The following is a 15,308-nucleotide window of genomic DNA, read 5'->3' on the forward strand; positions in this document are numbered from 1 at the left end:
GTCCAAACATTTGTGTTGCGCACATGGTCATGAATTGGACCGCGGCAACCAAGAATTAACCATGTGCCTTTACCGTTCATCCACCACGTTGCGACGGTTTGAAAACACGACATGCTTTTTGCCAAGACCCCATCTGGCGGTTCGACGCCCATTGCCCGCAGGCTGCGATGCCTGTTTTTGTCGGGCGTGGCTATGGCAATGTTTCATTGTTCTGCCTTTGCTCAGGAAGCCTATCTGCGCGGAAGCGTCGCCGAGGACGTACTTTCGGCTTCCTCGCCGGAAACGCTCGCAAGTCGCGGACTTGCCGCGCCGGGATATGACGACGGCGCCAGCGAGGCGGCCGACAACAGTTACACCCCACCTGAAAACACGACAGCGACAGACCCGGCCACCGCCGCACAGGCGGCTCCCACGGTTTCCGCGCCGCAGGAACGTCGGCCTTTTCAGCCCGACAATATTCGTGTCGGCTCGATCGATGCCGAGACGAGCGAGGAAGCAGGACGCGTGCAGCGCGAAAATCTCCGGCAGACACCGGAGCAAGGGCGCGGCTCCACGCAAGAAGCCGATCCGTTCGCGCCGATAGGCATTCGCACTGGTTCGTTTGTCCTACGCCCTTCGCTCGAACAGGGTATTCGAGTCACGACCAACGGCGACAATAGCGCTACCGGTTCCAGCGCCGTTCTCAACGAAACCACTTTGCGACTCAACGCCCAATCAGACTGGGCGCGGCATCAGGCAACGCTCGACGCATCCGGCACTTGGGCCAAGTCCATTTCAGGAGAAGACGTCTCCGAGCCACAAGTCGACATTCAGGGCAAACTCCGCTTCGACCTCGGAGACCAGATAACCGTCAACACTGGCGCAGGCTACCGGCTGCGCCGCGAGAGTGCGTCGAGTCCCAATGGTGTTGTCGGCGCCTTGCAGCGGCCTCTGGTTCACACGCTCAATGGAAGTCTCGGCGTCGAACGCGACATGGGCCTGATCTTCGGCAGTGCAACCGGACGGGTAGAGCACAACATCTATGGCGATGCGGAGCTGTCATCCGGCGGCACAGTCAGCCAAAAAGATCGTGACAACACCTATGCCAGTATTACTTTGCGCGGCGGCTTCAGCCTGTCCCCGGCAATCAAGCCCTTCACCGAAGTCGAATTGGGCAGGCGTATCTTTGACGAGGCAGTGGACAGCAACGGCTATGAGCGTAGCGGATCGCAGTTTGCGTTACGCGGCGGCATGATGCTGGACATGGGGGAGAAGCTGAACGGCGAGTTCGCAGCCGGTTACATGCGTGCGAACAGCGATGATTCCCGCCTCAGCGCCATCAGCGGCCCGTCGATCAATGCGGCGCTCAACTGGTCGCCATTGCGTGGAACTGATGTACGCCTTTATGCGCAGACAATGGTCGACACCTCAACCACGCCCGGCATTGCCGGGTCGTTAATGCATTTTGCAAGCCTCGATGTCTCCCGGCGCATACGTTCCGATCTAAGCCTTAATGGCAGACTCGACGCGAATATCCGGCAGAACAAGGATGGCACCGGAACCGACTACACGATCGGCGCCCAGATCGGAGCAACCTACTGGATCAACCGTTTCGTCGGACTGGATGCGCGTTTGCGTCACGAGTTCCTGACGAGCAGGATCTCCGACCGTGAATATACGGCTGACAGCGTCTATCTCGGCGTGAAGGTGCAACGCTAGAACGGAGACAATTCGGCCTTCCTTTTTGAATGCCGAATTGTCGTGAGTTTAAGCGAGCCAGAACAGGATACACGCAATCCCGAACCCAAGAAGACCGATAAGGGTTTCCAGAACAGTCCAGGTTTTCAGCGTTGTTTTGACATCCATGTTGAAGAAGCGGCCAACGAGCCAGAAGCCGGAATCGTTGACATGGGAAAGCATGACCGATCCCGCCGCAAGTGCGATCACCACTGCCGAAACCTGAAGTTCGTTATAACCGGCAGCCTGAACGGCAGGTTGAATAAGCCCCGCAGCCGTTATCAGCGCCACCGTTGCCGATCCCTGCGCAACACGCAGAATGGTAGAGATCAAAAAGCCTGCCACGATGACGGGCAGTCCGGTATCGGCAAATGCATTTGACAGGGCGTCACCAATGCCGGAGGCACGCAGGACCCCGCCAAACATGCCGCCCGCGCCCGTAATCAGAATGATGGAACATACGGGCCCGAGCGCCGAATCGAGAATGCGTTCAACACTGGCACGGTCTCTGCCGCGCCGCAGCCCCAGAACATAGGATGCCACCAACACCGAAATCAGAAGAGCGACTGGCGTTGATCCGATCATTCGCGCCAACTGATACCAGTTGGCGTTGGCGTCCACCCAACCTTGCGCGCGGGCAAAATCGAGACCCGTATTGACGAAGATGAGGACCAGCGGCAGCAGAAGGAGCAATATGACCAGGCCGGCACTTGGAGGGTTTACGGCCTCTTCTGCCTTTTTCCCGGCATCAAAACTGTCAGGGATAGGGAGATTGATCCGCTGGCCAATCCACGCGCCGAACAAGTGCCCGGCAATAAACCAGACAGGTATGACGACCACAATCCCGACGAGAATAAGCAAACCTACATCAGCACCCAGAAGCTCAGATGCTGCGACTGGTCCCGGATGCGGAGGGACGAAAACATGCATCAACGAAAAAGCTGCGACGACTGGAATACCGTAGAGAAGCAAACTTCCCTTTAGGCGCCGCGCAACGGTGAAAACCACGGGAAGCATCACAACCAGCCCTGCATCGAAAAAGATCGGAAAGCCGAAGATGAGCGATGCGATACCCAGTGCCATGGGCGCGCGTTCTTCACCGAACCGCCGGATGAGATCGTCGGCAAGCGCCTGCGCGCCGCCGGATGTTTCAAGCATACGTCCCAGCATCGCTCCAAGGCCGACCAACAGCGCGACCCCACCAAGGGTTGATCCGAAGGCGGAAGTGATTGTCGTCAGAATATTTCCCGCCGGAATGCCTGTCGCCAGCGCCGTCAGAAGGCTGACGATCACAAGCGCCACAAACGCATGGACACGAAATCGAATGATGAGCAAAAGCAATAATAGGACTGCGCCAACCGCTATCGAGATGAGCGCGCCTGCACCCAACGTCTGCTGGAATTCCTGCATGCTTTATTCCTTATGTGGGGAGGAAACGGTTTGATCTATTGCACCCGAAAAATTTTTCGTACTTCTTGAGAGGGACCTACTGGTTCAAAGACCTATTGTCATTGTCAAATACAGCAAGTTTCACGGAAATCTTTCGCGCCGCTATAAAAAACGCCCCCTTTCCAGGGGGCGCTATCAGGGATCAGATCGGTTCTGTCAGGCAGGTTTGATGGTATTCAACAGATTGCCAATAGACCCCTCTACCGAAGGACGAATATCGTTGCGCCACAGCGCGAAGGCAACATTGGCTTCAATGAAACCGGCTTTCGAGCCACAATCGAATGTCAGGCCCTGATAATTGAAGCCGAAGAATTTCTGGGCATCGGCCAGCTTCAGCATTGCATCGGTAAGCTGAATTTCATTGCCCGCGCCCTTTTCCTGTTTGCTTAACAGTTCAAAGATTTCCGGCTGCAGAATGTAGCGACCATTGATGTAGAGATTGGAAGGCGCCGTGCCCTTGGCGGGCTTTTCCACCATCTGCGTGATCTCGAAACCGCTGCCGATGGCTTCCCCCTTGCCGACGATGCCGTATTTATGCGCTTCTTCCGGGTCGCATTCCTGTACGGCGATGACGTTGCCACCGGTCCGTTCATAAAGTTCGACCATCTCCTTCAAACAGCCCTTCTTGGACTGCATGACCATATCCGGGAGCAGGAGAGCGAACGGCTCGTCACCAACGAGCTCGCGGGCGCACCACACCGCATGGCCGAGGCCGAGCGGTACCTGCTGGCGGGTGAAGCTGGTCGTTCCCGGCTGCGGCTGGATATCCTGAAGATGCTCCAGTTCCGCCGTTTTGCCGCGCTCGGCGAGCGTGGAATAGAGCTCAACCTGCGCATCGAAATAGTCTTCGATGACCGCTTTGTTGCGTCCGGTGACGAAAATCAGATGTTCGATACCAGCTTCGCGTGCCTCATCGACCACATACTGGATGACGGGCTTGTCGACGACCGTCAGCATTTCTTTTGGAATTGATTTGGTGGCGGGCAGGAAGCGGGTGCCAAGACCTGCGACAGGGAATACGGCCTTGCGAATTTTTCGGATCGAACTCATTCCTCTCCTCGATTTCACTATTTCAGGTTTGCTATCAAAGCATTGAACCGACTGAATTTCAAATAAGGCCTTTTCATTAAAGAACGACGAAATTACCTGGCCAGTCCCATCACATTCAGTGACCCGACCTTAATGTTGCTTGATTCAAAAATTTTTCGAAACTTCGGGCAAATTTTAAACCGAGCGAGCGATGGTAAACCAATTGCTAACCGACAGGTTCTAATTTGAACCTTCGACGGTTCGATCCGGGATTTTCTGCTGGCTCAACTTCCACACCGGATGTTATTAATTGGTTAATGCAATCCGGGGCAAGCAGAATCCAGGTCGAAGGAAAACGCGCCGGTATCGGCTAAATTTGATTGCAGAAGGGAAACACAGAATGCTGCGATTTCCATTCACGGTGGGCCAGACGATGAAGCTGAAAACAGCCGCAACGGTTGCGATAGTCGTGCTCGCCTCAACGCTGACGGCCGGTTCAGCACTGGCTGACGCGCAGTTTCGCCAATGGGTTGCCAGTTTTCGCCCTGTCGCCATAAAAGCAGGTGTTTCACCATCCACTTTCGACCACGCGTTTCGCGGCGTGGATGCGCCAGACCCGGTCGTACTGCAGAAAGCACGCTATCAGCCCGAATTCACCGAACCGGTCTGGAACTATGTCGATAACCGCGTCAACGAGCACTCCGTCTCGGTCGGCCAGAACATGGCCCGCAAATGGGGTCCATGGCTTAAGCGCATCGAGCAGCGTTTCTCGGTGGACCGCAATATTCTTCTCGCCATTTGGTCGATGGAAAGCAATTACGGCGAAATTCTCAAGCGCGATGACGTGATGCGCGATGCAGTGCGCTCGCTGGCAACCCTTGCCTATGCAGACAAGCGCCGCGCCAAATACGGCCGCACACAGCTCATTGCCGCAATGAAAATACTCCAGACCGGCGACATTGATCGAGGTCATCTTTCCGGCTCTTGGGCTGGCGCGCTCGGCCACACGCAATTTATCCCCACCAGTTATCAGGCCTATGCCGTCGACATCGATGGTAACGGCAAGCGCGACATTTGGAACTCTATTCCCGATGCGCTTGGTACAGCCGCAAATCTTCTGCATCGCAATGGCTGGCAGCCAGGCCGTACCTGGGGCTATGAGGTTGTCCTGCCGCAAGGGCGCAAGTTCCCTTCGGGTTCGCTTTCGATCGCCGAGTGGCAGAAGATTGGTCTGATACGCGCCAACGGACGCGCTTTCCCTGATCCTGGCGAAAAGGCTACGCTGAAGGTGCCGGATGGCCGTCAAGGGCCTGCCTTCCTGATGACGAAGAACTTCTTTGTCTTGAAGCGTTATAACAACGCCGACAAATACGCCCTTGCCGTTGGCCTGCTTGCCGATCGGATCGGCGGCTATCAGGGATTGCGCCAAGACTGGAACCGCCCGTTCACGCCAATTACCATGGACGAGAAGCAGGAGTTGCAGACACATCTAAAGGCACTCGGCTATTATGACGGCAATATCGATGGCAAGATCGGCTCCACCTCCCGCGCCGCTATCGAAGCCTTCCAGCAGCGCAACGGACTTCAACCGGATGGTCATCCAAGCAAGGAAGTTCTGTCGGTTCTGCGACGTCGTTAGACTATAGGACGAAACTATCGGATTGATTGAATGGGCGCACTTGAACAGCAGTGCGACCCGTTTCGTTTTTCGCCTAACCGAGCTCACCAGCCAAGAAGGCAAGAGGGATGCGTGAAAGTCGGATTGTGAGACGGTTGCTGAAGCCTGCGGGCATTATGCTGGCTGTGTTAGCGATGCTATTTTCAGGCATTGCTACAGCCTCCGCACAAGAACGTCCGCGCACACTTTTCGATCTCTTGTTCGGCTCGCGGCAAGTGCAGCCGCAACGCCAATATCAGCAGCCCGCACCACAGCGCGCTCGGCCGAAGGCAAAGCGTTCCAAAGCAAGTTCTCCCGCTTCACGCCCCGCACCGCCACCGACAGCGAGCCCCGCTGTTGAAATCGTGGAGAAAAAGCCGGATGCAAAGAAGATTCTGGTCGTCGGTGATTTCATCGGCAACGGCCTTGCCGAAGGTCTCGACGTCGCTTTTGCATCCGACCCCGACCTTCAGGTCATAACCCGGATAAACGGCTCCTCCGGCTTTGTGCGTAACGACCATTTTGATTGGCCCGACAACATCGGCAAGATACTGGACGAGGAAAAACCGGCTGCTGTCGTAGTGATGATCGGCTCCAACGACAGGCAGGCGATCACCGAGAAGGGCGCGAGCCTGCCGCTTCGGTCACCGGAATGGAACGAAGAATATCAAAAGCGCGTCGCCACTTTCATCAAGGTGATCAATGACAAGCATTTTCCGCTGATTTGGATCGGGCAACTGCCATTCCGCCCGAAAGGCATGTCACAGGATATGTTAGCGCTCAATGAAATCTATCGTAGCGCCACTGAAAAGGCGGGCGGAAAGTTTGCCGATGTCTGGGATGGTTTCGTCGATGAAGATGGCAACTTTACCCAGACAGGTTTCGATATTAATGGTCAGACCGCGCGTCTGCGTGGCAATGACGGCATCAACATTACTTCGGCGGGCAAGCGCAAACTCGCTTTCTATGCAGAAAAGCCGCTCCGCGCCTATCTCGACGGAGCAAAGGAAGAAGACCGGCCTCTGCCCGACGCGGGCGCACAAGATCCGTCCAAGCCGGTTGATCGCGTTGCGCCTGTCAGCATTCGGGACGTTGACAAGGATGAGAGTGGCGTTCTACTCGGCGGCAACATCGTCGCGCGTCCAGAAACTGTGCGCCCAGCGTGGAATACGCGCAAGCCTTCACCCGGACGGGCAGACGATTTTTCTTGGCCACAAAAGAGCGGAAATCCCTAAAATTTCTTTCCTGATGGTACGATTGAGCTGCTAGCTTGTTGTCCAGCAGCGTCTTTCTCTATTGAATATGATGCCAATTGTTACATTCCGCGCTGTTCACAGAAGCACTCGTATCGTCTATCAGAAGGCCCGTCTGCCTGAAGCGGCAGAGCGGAAAGACGCTCTTCCCCGCATGAGCGAGGTCGTTGTCAGCGTCGGCCAACCACAAGAGGCGTTTGAATGAACATCGCATCAAAGCCTTCTGTCGATCCACATCGGGAGGAGGAAACCCATCTTGCACGCAACCTATCCAATCGACATCTTCAGCTGATCGCCATCGGTGGTGCAATCGGCACCGGCCTTTTCATGGGTTCGGGCAAAACCATATCGCTCGCTGGACCATCGATTTTGCTGGTCTATGCGATCATCGGCTTTATGCTGTTCTTTGTGATGCGTGCGCTGGGTGAAATCCTTCTGTCCAATCTCGAATATCGTTCATTTGCTGATTTCGCGGGCGACTATCTCGGTCCGTGGGCGCAGTTCTTCACCGGCTGGACCTACTGGCTTTGCTGGATTGTGACCGGTGTGGCCGACGTGGTTGCTGTTTCGGGCTATGTCTCGTTCTGGTTCCCGGAACTTGCGCTTTGGATACCGGCACTCGGTCTGATTTTCACGCTTCTGGCGCTCAATCTGCCAACCGTGCGCAATTTTGGTGAAATTGAATTCTGGTTCGCCCTCATCAAGATCGTCGCCATTGTCGGGCTAATCATTGCTGGCGTGTACATGCTTTCAACCGGTTTTACGCTTCCGAATGGAAGCCAGGCATCGGTCGCGCACCTGTGGAACCATGGCGGGTTCTTCCCCAATGGTTTCCTCGGCTTCGTTGCTGGCTTCCAAATCGCGGTTTTCGCCTTCGTCGGCATCGAACTGGTCGGCACTGCTGCTGCGGAAACCAAGGACCCAGTGCGCAATCTGCCAAAAGCCATCAACTCGATCCCGATCCGCGTCGTGCTTTTCTACGTAGGCGCCCTGTTCGTCATCGTCACCGTGATCCCATGGGACCAGGTTGATCCAAACTCCAGCCCGTTCGTTGCCATGTTCTCGCTGGCAGGCCTTGGCATTGCAGCTCACGTTATAAACTTCGTCGTGCTGACTTCGGCCACATCGAGCGCCAATTCGGGCATCTACTCGACCTCGCGCATGATCTATGGTCTGGCAACGTCACGCCTCGCACCGCAAACCCTCGGAAAGCTCAACAGCCGTAAAGTCCCCGTGAATGCGCTGTTCTTCTCTTGTATCTTCCTGCTGACGGGCGTTGTTCTGCTTTATGCAGGCCAGAGCATCATAGAAGCCTTCACCATCGTCACGACGATTTCCGCACTTCTCTTCATCTTCATCTGGTCGATCATTCTGGCATCTTATCTTCAATATCGCCGCAAACAGCCTGATCTGCATGAGAAGTCAACATTCAAGATGCCCGGTGGCCGCGCTGCCGTTGCCATGGTCTTTGGCTTCTTCGCCTTCATCCTTTGGGCGCTGGCACAGGAACCGGATACGGCTGTCGCTCTGAAAATAACGCCTGTGTGGTTTGTATTCCTGGGTATTGTCTATCTGGCAATTCACAAAAATCGCCAGAAAAGCTAACGCGCATCCAAAAAATGGAAAACAGTTTTCGGACCAAGATAAACGTACAAAAAGCCCGGCTTTGAGCCGGGCTTTTCATTGGAATGCTAGAGCGCGGATCTGATCCAATCAAACCGAAACGCGCTCTAACGCGGTAAAACCGAGCTTCCCATCAAATCAGCGTCAATTGCATGGGCTGCCTGACGGCCTTCACGAATTGCCCAGACAACCAGCGACTGACCACGGCGCACATCACCTGCTGCATAGAGCTTATCGACATTGGTGCGGTAATCCTTCTCATTGGCTTTCACCGATGTACCACCGCGACGATCCGTTGCAATTTCAAGCTTATCTCCCAGCTCCTTGAGCACGCTGTTTTCTGCCGGGCCGAAAAAGCCAATAGCGATGAACGCAAGATCAGCCTTGATGAAGAACTCCGTTCCGGCAATCGGCTTGCGCTTGTCATCGACCTGACAGCATTTCACATGCGTAAGCTTGCCGTCTTCGCCGATGAATTCAAGTGTGGCGACCTGAAACTCGCGGTTTGCGCCCTCAGCCTGACTGGAAGACGTCCGCATCTTCGTAGCCCAATAAGGCCAGACGCTCAGCTTATCTTCTCTTTCAGGCGGCTGCGGGCGAATGTCGAGCTGGGTGACGTTGACCGCCCCCTGACGGAAAGCCGTACCAACGCAGTCAGATGCCGTGTCACCGCCGCCAACAACAACAATATGCTTGCCACCGGCGAGGATCGGCGCTTCATGCCAGGCAACCGATTCAATGTTTTCGCGGCCAACACGACGGTTCTGCTGAACCAGATAAGGCATGGCATCATGCACGCCTTCAAGCTCTGCACCGGGAATACCGGCTGGACGCGGCTTTTCCGAACCGCCCGCATAAAGTACGGCATCATACGTATCGAGCAAACCGCGCAGTGGCTTGTCTACACCGATATTCACACCGCACAGGAAGCGGACGCCCTCACCTTCCATCTGCGCAACACGACGGTCGATGAGATGCTTTTCCATCTTGAAATCAGGAATACCATAACGCAGCAGACCGCCCGGACGGCTTTCGCGTTCATAGACATCGACCATGTGACCCGCACGTGCCAGCTGCTGTGCAGCCGCAAGACCTGCCGGACCTGAACCAATGACCGCCACCGATTTTCCAGTCTTTTGCGCCGAAGGCTGTGACACGATAAGCCCCAGCTCATAAGCCTTGTCGCCAAGCGCCTGTTCAACCGTCTTGATCGCAACAGGTGCGTCCTCAAGGTTCAACGTGCAGGCTTCCTCGCAAGGAGCCGGGCAAACCCGACCTGTAAACTCGGGAAAATTGTTGGTCAGATGCAGGTTGCGGATCGCCTGGTCCCAGTTGTCGTTATAGACGAGATCGTTCCAGTCGGGGATCTGATTGTGCACAGGACAGCCTGTCGGGCCATGGCAGAACGGAATGCCGCAATCCATGCAACGCGCCGCCTGCTTCTGCACTTCACCATCCGTCATCTGGAGGGTGAATTCACGAAAGTGACGAATACGATCAGATGCCGGCTGGTACTTTGCCACCTGCCGGTCGATCTCAAGAAAACCAGTAACCTTACCCATTCTATGCTCCTATCGCGGTGCCATTCGCCATTTCAGGCGCACGAGCACCGCGTTTGATGATAATTATTCCGCTGCAACACCGGTCTGCATGCGCTCCATCTCTTCCAGAGCGCGACGATATTCGACCGGCATGACCTTCACGAATTTCGGGCGATAGCTCTCCCAGTTATCGAGAATGTCCTTGGCACGCGTAGATCCCGTGTAATGCAGATGGTTGGCAATCAGCTGCACCAGACGTTCTTCGTCGTGGCGCGTCATGTTTGCCGATACATCAACACGACCCTTGTGCATCAGATCGCCACCGTGATGATGCAGCTTTTCGAGCATGTCATCCTCTTCCGGTACCGGTTCCAGCTCGACCATCGCCATGTTGCAGCGCTGTGCAAAGTCGCCTTCCTCATCAAGCACATAGGCGACGCCGCCTGACATACCTGCTGCGAAGTTACGGCCTGTCTGCCCGATGACCACAACAACCCCACCCGTCATATATTCGCAGCCGTGGTCGCCCACGCCTTCAACAACCGTGACAGCGCCGGAGTTGCGTACGGCAAAACGCTCGCCTGCAACACCGCGGAAGTAACATTCGCCTTCAAGCGCGCCGTAAAGCACGGTATTGCCGACGATGATGGAATCTTCAGCGACGATACGCGTATCCTCCGGCGGGCGGATGACAATGCGACCACCTGAAAGACCCTTACCGACATAATCATTGCCATCGCCGATCAGCTCGAACGAAATGCCGCGGGCCAGGAACGCGCCGAAAGACTGGCCAGCCGTACCGCGTAGCGTAACGGCGATGGTGTCTTCCGGTAGCCCCTTGTGGCGGAAACGCTTTGCCACTTCACCGGAAAGCATAGCACCTGCTGAACGATCCACATTCTTGATGTCGACATTGATCTTGACCGGTGTTTTGTTTTCCAGCGCAGGCATAGCCTCAGCAATCAGCTTGCGATCCAGAATATCTTCAATCGGATGATGCTGACGTTCGGTCCAGTAGATTTCGTGCTTCTCCGCCTCCGGCTTGTAGAAAATACGACTGAAGTCGAGACCCTTGGCCTTCCAGTGATCGATCATAGTCTGCTTTTCGAGCAGGTCGGTTTCGCCGATGATCTGTTCAAGCTTGGTGAAGCCCATTTCTGCCAGCAAGGCGCGCACTTCTTCCGCCAGATAGAAGAAGAAGTTGATGACATGCTCAGGCGTGCCCTTGAAGCGCTTGCGCAGAACAGGATCCTGCGTGGCGACGCCTACAGGGCAGGTGTTGAGGTGGCACTTGCGCATCATGATGCAGCCGGCAGCAATCAGCGGCGCGGTCGAGAAACCGAACTCGTCAGCACCGAGCAACGCGCCGATGATCACGTCACGACCAGTGCGAAGGCCGCCATCGACCTGCAACGCGATACGCGAACGAAGACCGTTCAACACCAGCGTCTGATGGGTTTCGGCAAGGCCAATTTCCCATGGCGAACCGGCATGCTTCAAAGAGGTGAGCGGAGACGCTCCCGTGCCGCCATCATAGCCCGAGACGGTGATATGATCAGCACGTGCTTTCGCGACACCCGCCGCAACCGTACCAACGCCCACTTCTGACACCAGCTTAACCGAAATATCGGCTACCGGATTGACATTTTTCAGATCGTAAATGAGCTGTGCCAGATCTTCGATCGAATAAATGTCATGGTGTGGTGGAGGCGAAATGAGACCAACACCCGGCGTCGAGTGACGAGTCTTGGCAATGGTTGCATCGACCTTATGGCCCGGCAACTGACCACCCTCACCCGGCTTTGCGCCCTGTGCGACCTTGATCTGAATGAGATCGGAATTGACCAGATACTCGGTCGTCACACCAAAGCGGCCTGATGCCACCTGCTTGATTGCAGAGCGTTCAGGATTCGGCGTGCCATCCGGCAACGGATAGAATCGATCCGGCTCCTCGCCGCCCTCACCCGTGTTCGACTTGCCGCCAATGGTGTTCATTGCACGTGCGAGCGTCGTATGGGCTTCACGCGAGATCGAACCGAAGGACATCGCACCCGTCGAAAAGCGCTTGACGATATCGGCAGCGGATTCCACCTCGTCAATCGAAACCGGCTTGCGTCCATTTGTGTCCGCAAAGCGAATATCGAACAGACCGCGAATAGTCTTTGCCTGTGCCGCCTTCGAGTCGAGCATCGACGTATATTCTGTGAACGTATCCGGGTTCGAGGTGCGAACGGCATGCTGCAATTTCGCAACCGCATCCGGCGACCAGAGATGTGCTTCACCACGCATACGGTAGGCATATTCGCCACCGACTTCGAGTGCCGTCAGCAGAACCGGATCGTTGCCGAACGCATCGGTGTGACGACGCACGGTTTCTTCCGCGATTTCATCAAGGCCAACGCCTTCAATGCTCGTTGCCGTGCCGAAGAAAAACTGATCGACAAAGCTCGTCTGAAGGCCGACCGCATCAAAAATCTGCGCCCCGCAATAGGACTGATACGTCGAGATGCCCATCTTGGACATGACCTTGAGAATGCCCTTGCCGATTGACTTGATGTAGCGCTTGACCACTTCATGTTCATCGACTTCCGGTGGGAACTCACGACGACGATGCATGTCGAGCAGCGTGTCGAAAGCGAGATACGGGTTGATTGCTTCCGCACCATAGCCTGCAAGGCAGGCAAAATGATGCACTTCGCGCGGCTCACCCGATTCAACAACCAGACCGACCGATGTACGCAGACCCTTGCGGATCAGGTGATGGTGAACCGCAGCCGTTGCCAAGAGCGCCGGGATCGGAATGCGGTCCGGCCCAACCTGTCGATCCGACAGGATGACGATGTTGTAGCCGCCATGAACGGCCGCTTCTGCACGATCACACAGGCGCTCGATTGCACCCTGCATTCCCGCAGCGCCTTCCCCGACATTATAGGTAATGTCGAGTGTCTTGGTGTCGAAGCGATCTTCCGTATGACCAATGGAGCGGATCTTTTCGAGATCGCCATTGGTCAGGATCGGCTGACGCACTTCCAGACGCTTGCGGCGCGAGGTGCCAACAAGATCGAAAATGTTCGGGCGCGGGCCAATGAAAGAGACAAGGCTCATCACCAGCTCTTCACGGATCGGATCAATCGGCGGATTGGTGACCTGTGCGAAGTTCTGCTTGAAATAGGTGTAAAGCAGCTTCGACTTGTCCGACATGGCCGAAATCGGCGTATCCGTACCCATCGAACCGATGGCTTCCTGACCGGTCGTGGCCATTGGCGACATCAGAATCCTGGTGTCTTCCTGACTGTAGCCAAACGACTGCTGACGGTCGAGCAGGCTCACATCCTTGCGCAGCGCACGTGGTTCAACCGGGTTGAGGTCTTCCAGAATGAGCTGTGTGTTTGCCAACCACTGCTTATATGGATGCTTCTGCGCGATCTGGGACTTGATTTCCTCATCCGAGACAATACGACCTTCTTCCATATCGATAAGCAGCATACGTCCCGGCTGAAGACGCCACTTCTTGACGACCTTCTTTTCTTCGACAGGCAGAACACCTGCTTCCGAAGCCAGAATGACGAAATCATCGTCGGTCACAATATAACGCGCCGGACGCAAGCCGTTACGGTCAAGCGTTGCGCCAATCTGACGACCATCGGTGAAGGCAACAGCCGCAGGACCATCCCATGGCTCCATGAGGGCTGCATGATATTCGTAGAACGCGCGACGTTCATCGGACATCAGCTTGTTGCCCGACCATGCTTCCGGGATCAGCATCATCATGGCGTGCGCAAGGCTATAACCACCCTGATGCAGGAATTCGAGCGCATTGTCGAAGCAGGCCGTATCCGACTGGCCTTCATAGGAGATCGGCCACAGCTTGGAAATGTCGTTGCCGAACAGTTCCGAATCGACCGATGCCTGACGAGCAGCCATCCAGTTGACGTTGCCGCGCAGCGTGTTGATTTCGCCATTATGCGCGACCATACGGTACGGATGCGCAAGACGCCAGGATGGGAACGTGTTGGTTGAAAAGCGCTGATGCACGAGCGCCACAGCACTTTCAAAGCGCGGGTCTTTCAGGTCATTATAATAGCTTCCTACCTGATAGGCCAGAAACATGCCCTTATAGACGATGGTGCGTGCCGACATGGAGACAATATAGAAGCCTTTATCGTCGCCATCGTTTTCCTGATAAATGCGATTGGAAATGACCTTGCGCAGCACAAAGAGGCGGCGTTCAAATTCATCGTCGGTTTCAATCGTCGCGCTGCGGCCAACGAAAACCTGAACGTGAAACGGCTCGGTTGCAGCAATATCGGGAGCCTTGGACAGCGAAGAGTTATCAACCGGCACTTGACGAAAGCCGATGAAAGTCTGGCCTTCGGCAGCAATGACTTCCTTGACGATTTCTTCGAAATGCGCGCGCAATGTCTCATCGCGCGGCATGAAGAGATAGCCCACGGCATAGTGGCCCGGCTGCGGCAGATCGATGCCCTGACGCGCCATTTCCTCACGGAAAAAGCGATCGGGGATCTGCACCAGAATACCGGCGCCATCGCCCATCAGAGGGTCGGAGCCAACCGCACCACGATGGGTGAGGTTTTCAAGCATCTTGAGGCCATTTTCCACGACCTGATGCGACTTCTTGCCCTTCATGTGCGCAATAAAGCCAACACCGCACGCATCATGCTCATTGCGTGGATCATAGAGACCTTGGGCGGGCGGTGTGCCCGCCGCATTCGCTTTTCGCGTCGTTCGGTTGGGAGCGGTCGTTGCAGCTTTGACCGTTCCGTTCTGTACGTTGTGAGAAACCACATTCAATACAGATGGCGTCAAATGCGTCATCGTCATTCCCTCCGTTTGGCCCTCATCATGAGGCGCGCGATCAGTATATACCGAGATGATGTGACAACCATCCCGCCGTTGCTCTAGATATATGGAAGCCTTGTCGAAAAGGCGTTGGACGAAGTTCCGGGCAAGCGGCAGAGCCGGTGCGAGGAACGATGTTTAGCGCCTTATTCTCATCAGGCTTGGACAGACGGCACTCAG

Annotated in this window: 8 protein-coding genes; 4 read left to right on the forward strand and 4 right to left on the reverse strand. The window is 55.5% G+C overall.

Annotated elements, in window-relative coordinates:
• The first annotated feature begins 111 nt into the window (after positions 1-111).
• Positions 112-1,698, forward strand: coding sequence for an outer membrane beta-barrel protein (locus FJQ48_RS18765; RefSeq protein ID WP_139976471.1), 1,587 nt, complete (start codon positions 112-114; stop codon positions 1,696-1,698).
• 48 nt (positions 1,699-1,746) lie between these two features.
• Here FJQ48_RS18765 and FJQ48_RS18770 read toward each other — a convergent pair whose 3' ends face one another.
• Positions 1,747-3,126: a gluconate:H+ symporter gene (locus FJQ48_RS18770; protein ID WP_139976472.1), complete on the reverse strand. Its 1,380-nt coding sequence runs from the start codon at positions 3,124-3,126 to the stop codon at positions 1,747-1,749.
• 195 nt (positions 3,127-3,321) lie between these two features.
• Entirely contained in the window at positions 3,322-4,215 is an 894-nt protein-coding gene (gene galU, locus FJQ48_RS18775; protein WP_139976473.1) for a UTP--glucose-1-phosphate uridylyltransferase GalU, read from the reverse strand.
• 379 nt (positions 4,216-4,594) lie between these two features.
• Here galU and FJQ48_RS18780 point away from each other — a divergent pair, with 379 nt between their 5' ends.
• The 3 genes from FJQ48_RS18780 (at position 4,595) to FJQ48_RS18790 (ending at position 8,709) form a co-directional block, all read left to right on the forward strand.
• Entirely contained in the window at positions 4,595-5,833 is a 1,239-nt protein-coding gene (locus FJQ48_RS18780) for a lytic murein transglycosylase (protein WP_139976474.1), read from the forward strand.
• Between the two features lie 107 nt (positions 5,834-5,940).
• The gene (locus FJQ48_RS18785; RefSeq protein WP_139976475.1) at positions 5,941-7,086 is read left to right on the forward strand and encodes a DUF459 domain-containing protein; all 1,146 of its coding nucleotides are present in this window, start codon (positions 5,941-5,943) and stop codon (positions 7,084-7,086) included.
• A gap of 219 nt (positions 7,087-7,305) precedes the next feature.
• A complete protein-coding gene (locus FJQ48_RS18790) occupies positions 7,306-8,709 on the forward strand; it encodes an amino acid permease (protein ID WP_139976476.1) in 1,404 nt (467 codons plus the stop codon).
• 125 nt (positions 8,710-8,834) lie between these two features.
• Here FJQ48_RS18790 and FJQ48_RS18795 read toward each other — a convergent pair whose 3' ends face one another.
• Both FJQ48_RS18795 and gltB read right to left on the reverse strand, forming a co-directional pair.
• On the reverse strand, positions 8,835-10,289 hold the full coding sequence (locus FJQ48_RS18795; protein ID WP_139976477.1) for a glutamate synthase subunit beta: 1,455 nt from the start codon (positions 10,287-10,289) through the stop codon (positions 8,835-8,837).
• A 63-nt stretch (positions 10,290-10,352) separates the two neighbouring features.
• A complete protein-coding gene (gene gltB, locus FJQ48_RS18800) occupies positions 10,353-15,104 on the reverse strand; it encodes a glutamate synthase large subunit (protein WP_139976478.1) in 4,752 nt (1,583 codons plus the stop codon).
• Between the last annotated feature and the right edge of the window lie 204 nt (positions 15,105-15,308).

It is taken from the genome of Ochrobactrum sp. CGA5 (genome assembly GCF_006345815.1).
Lineage (GTDB): Bacteria > Pseudomonadota > Alphaproteobacteria > Rhizobiales > Rhizobiaceae > Brucella.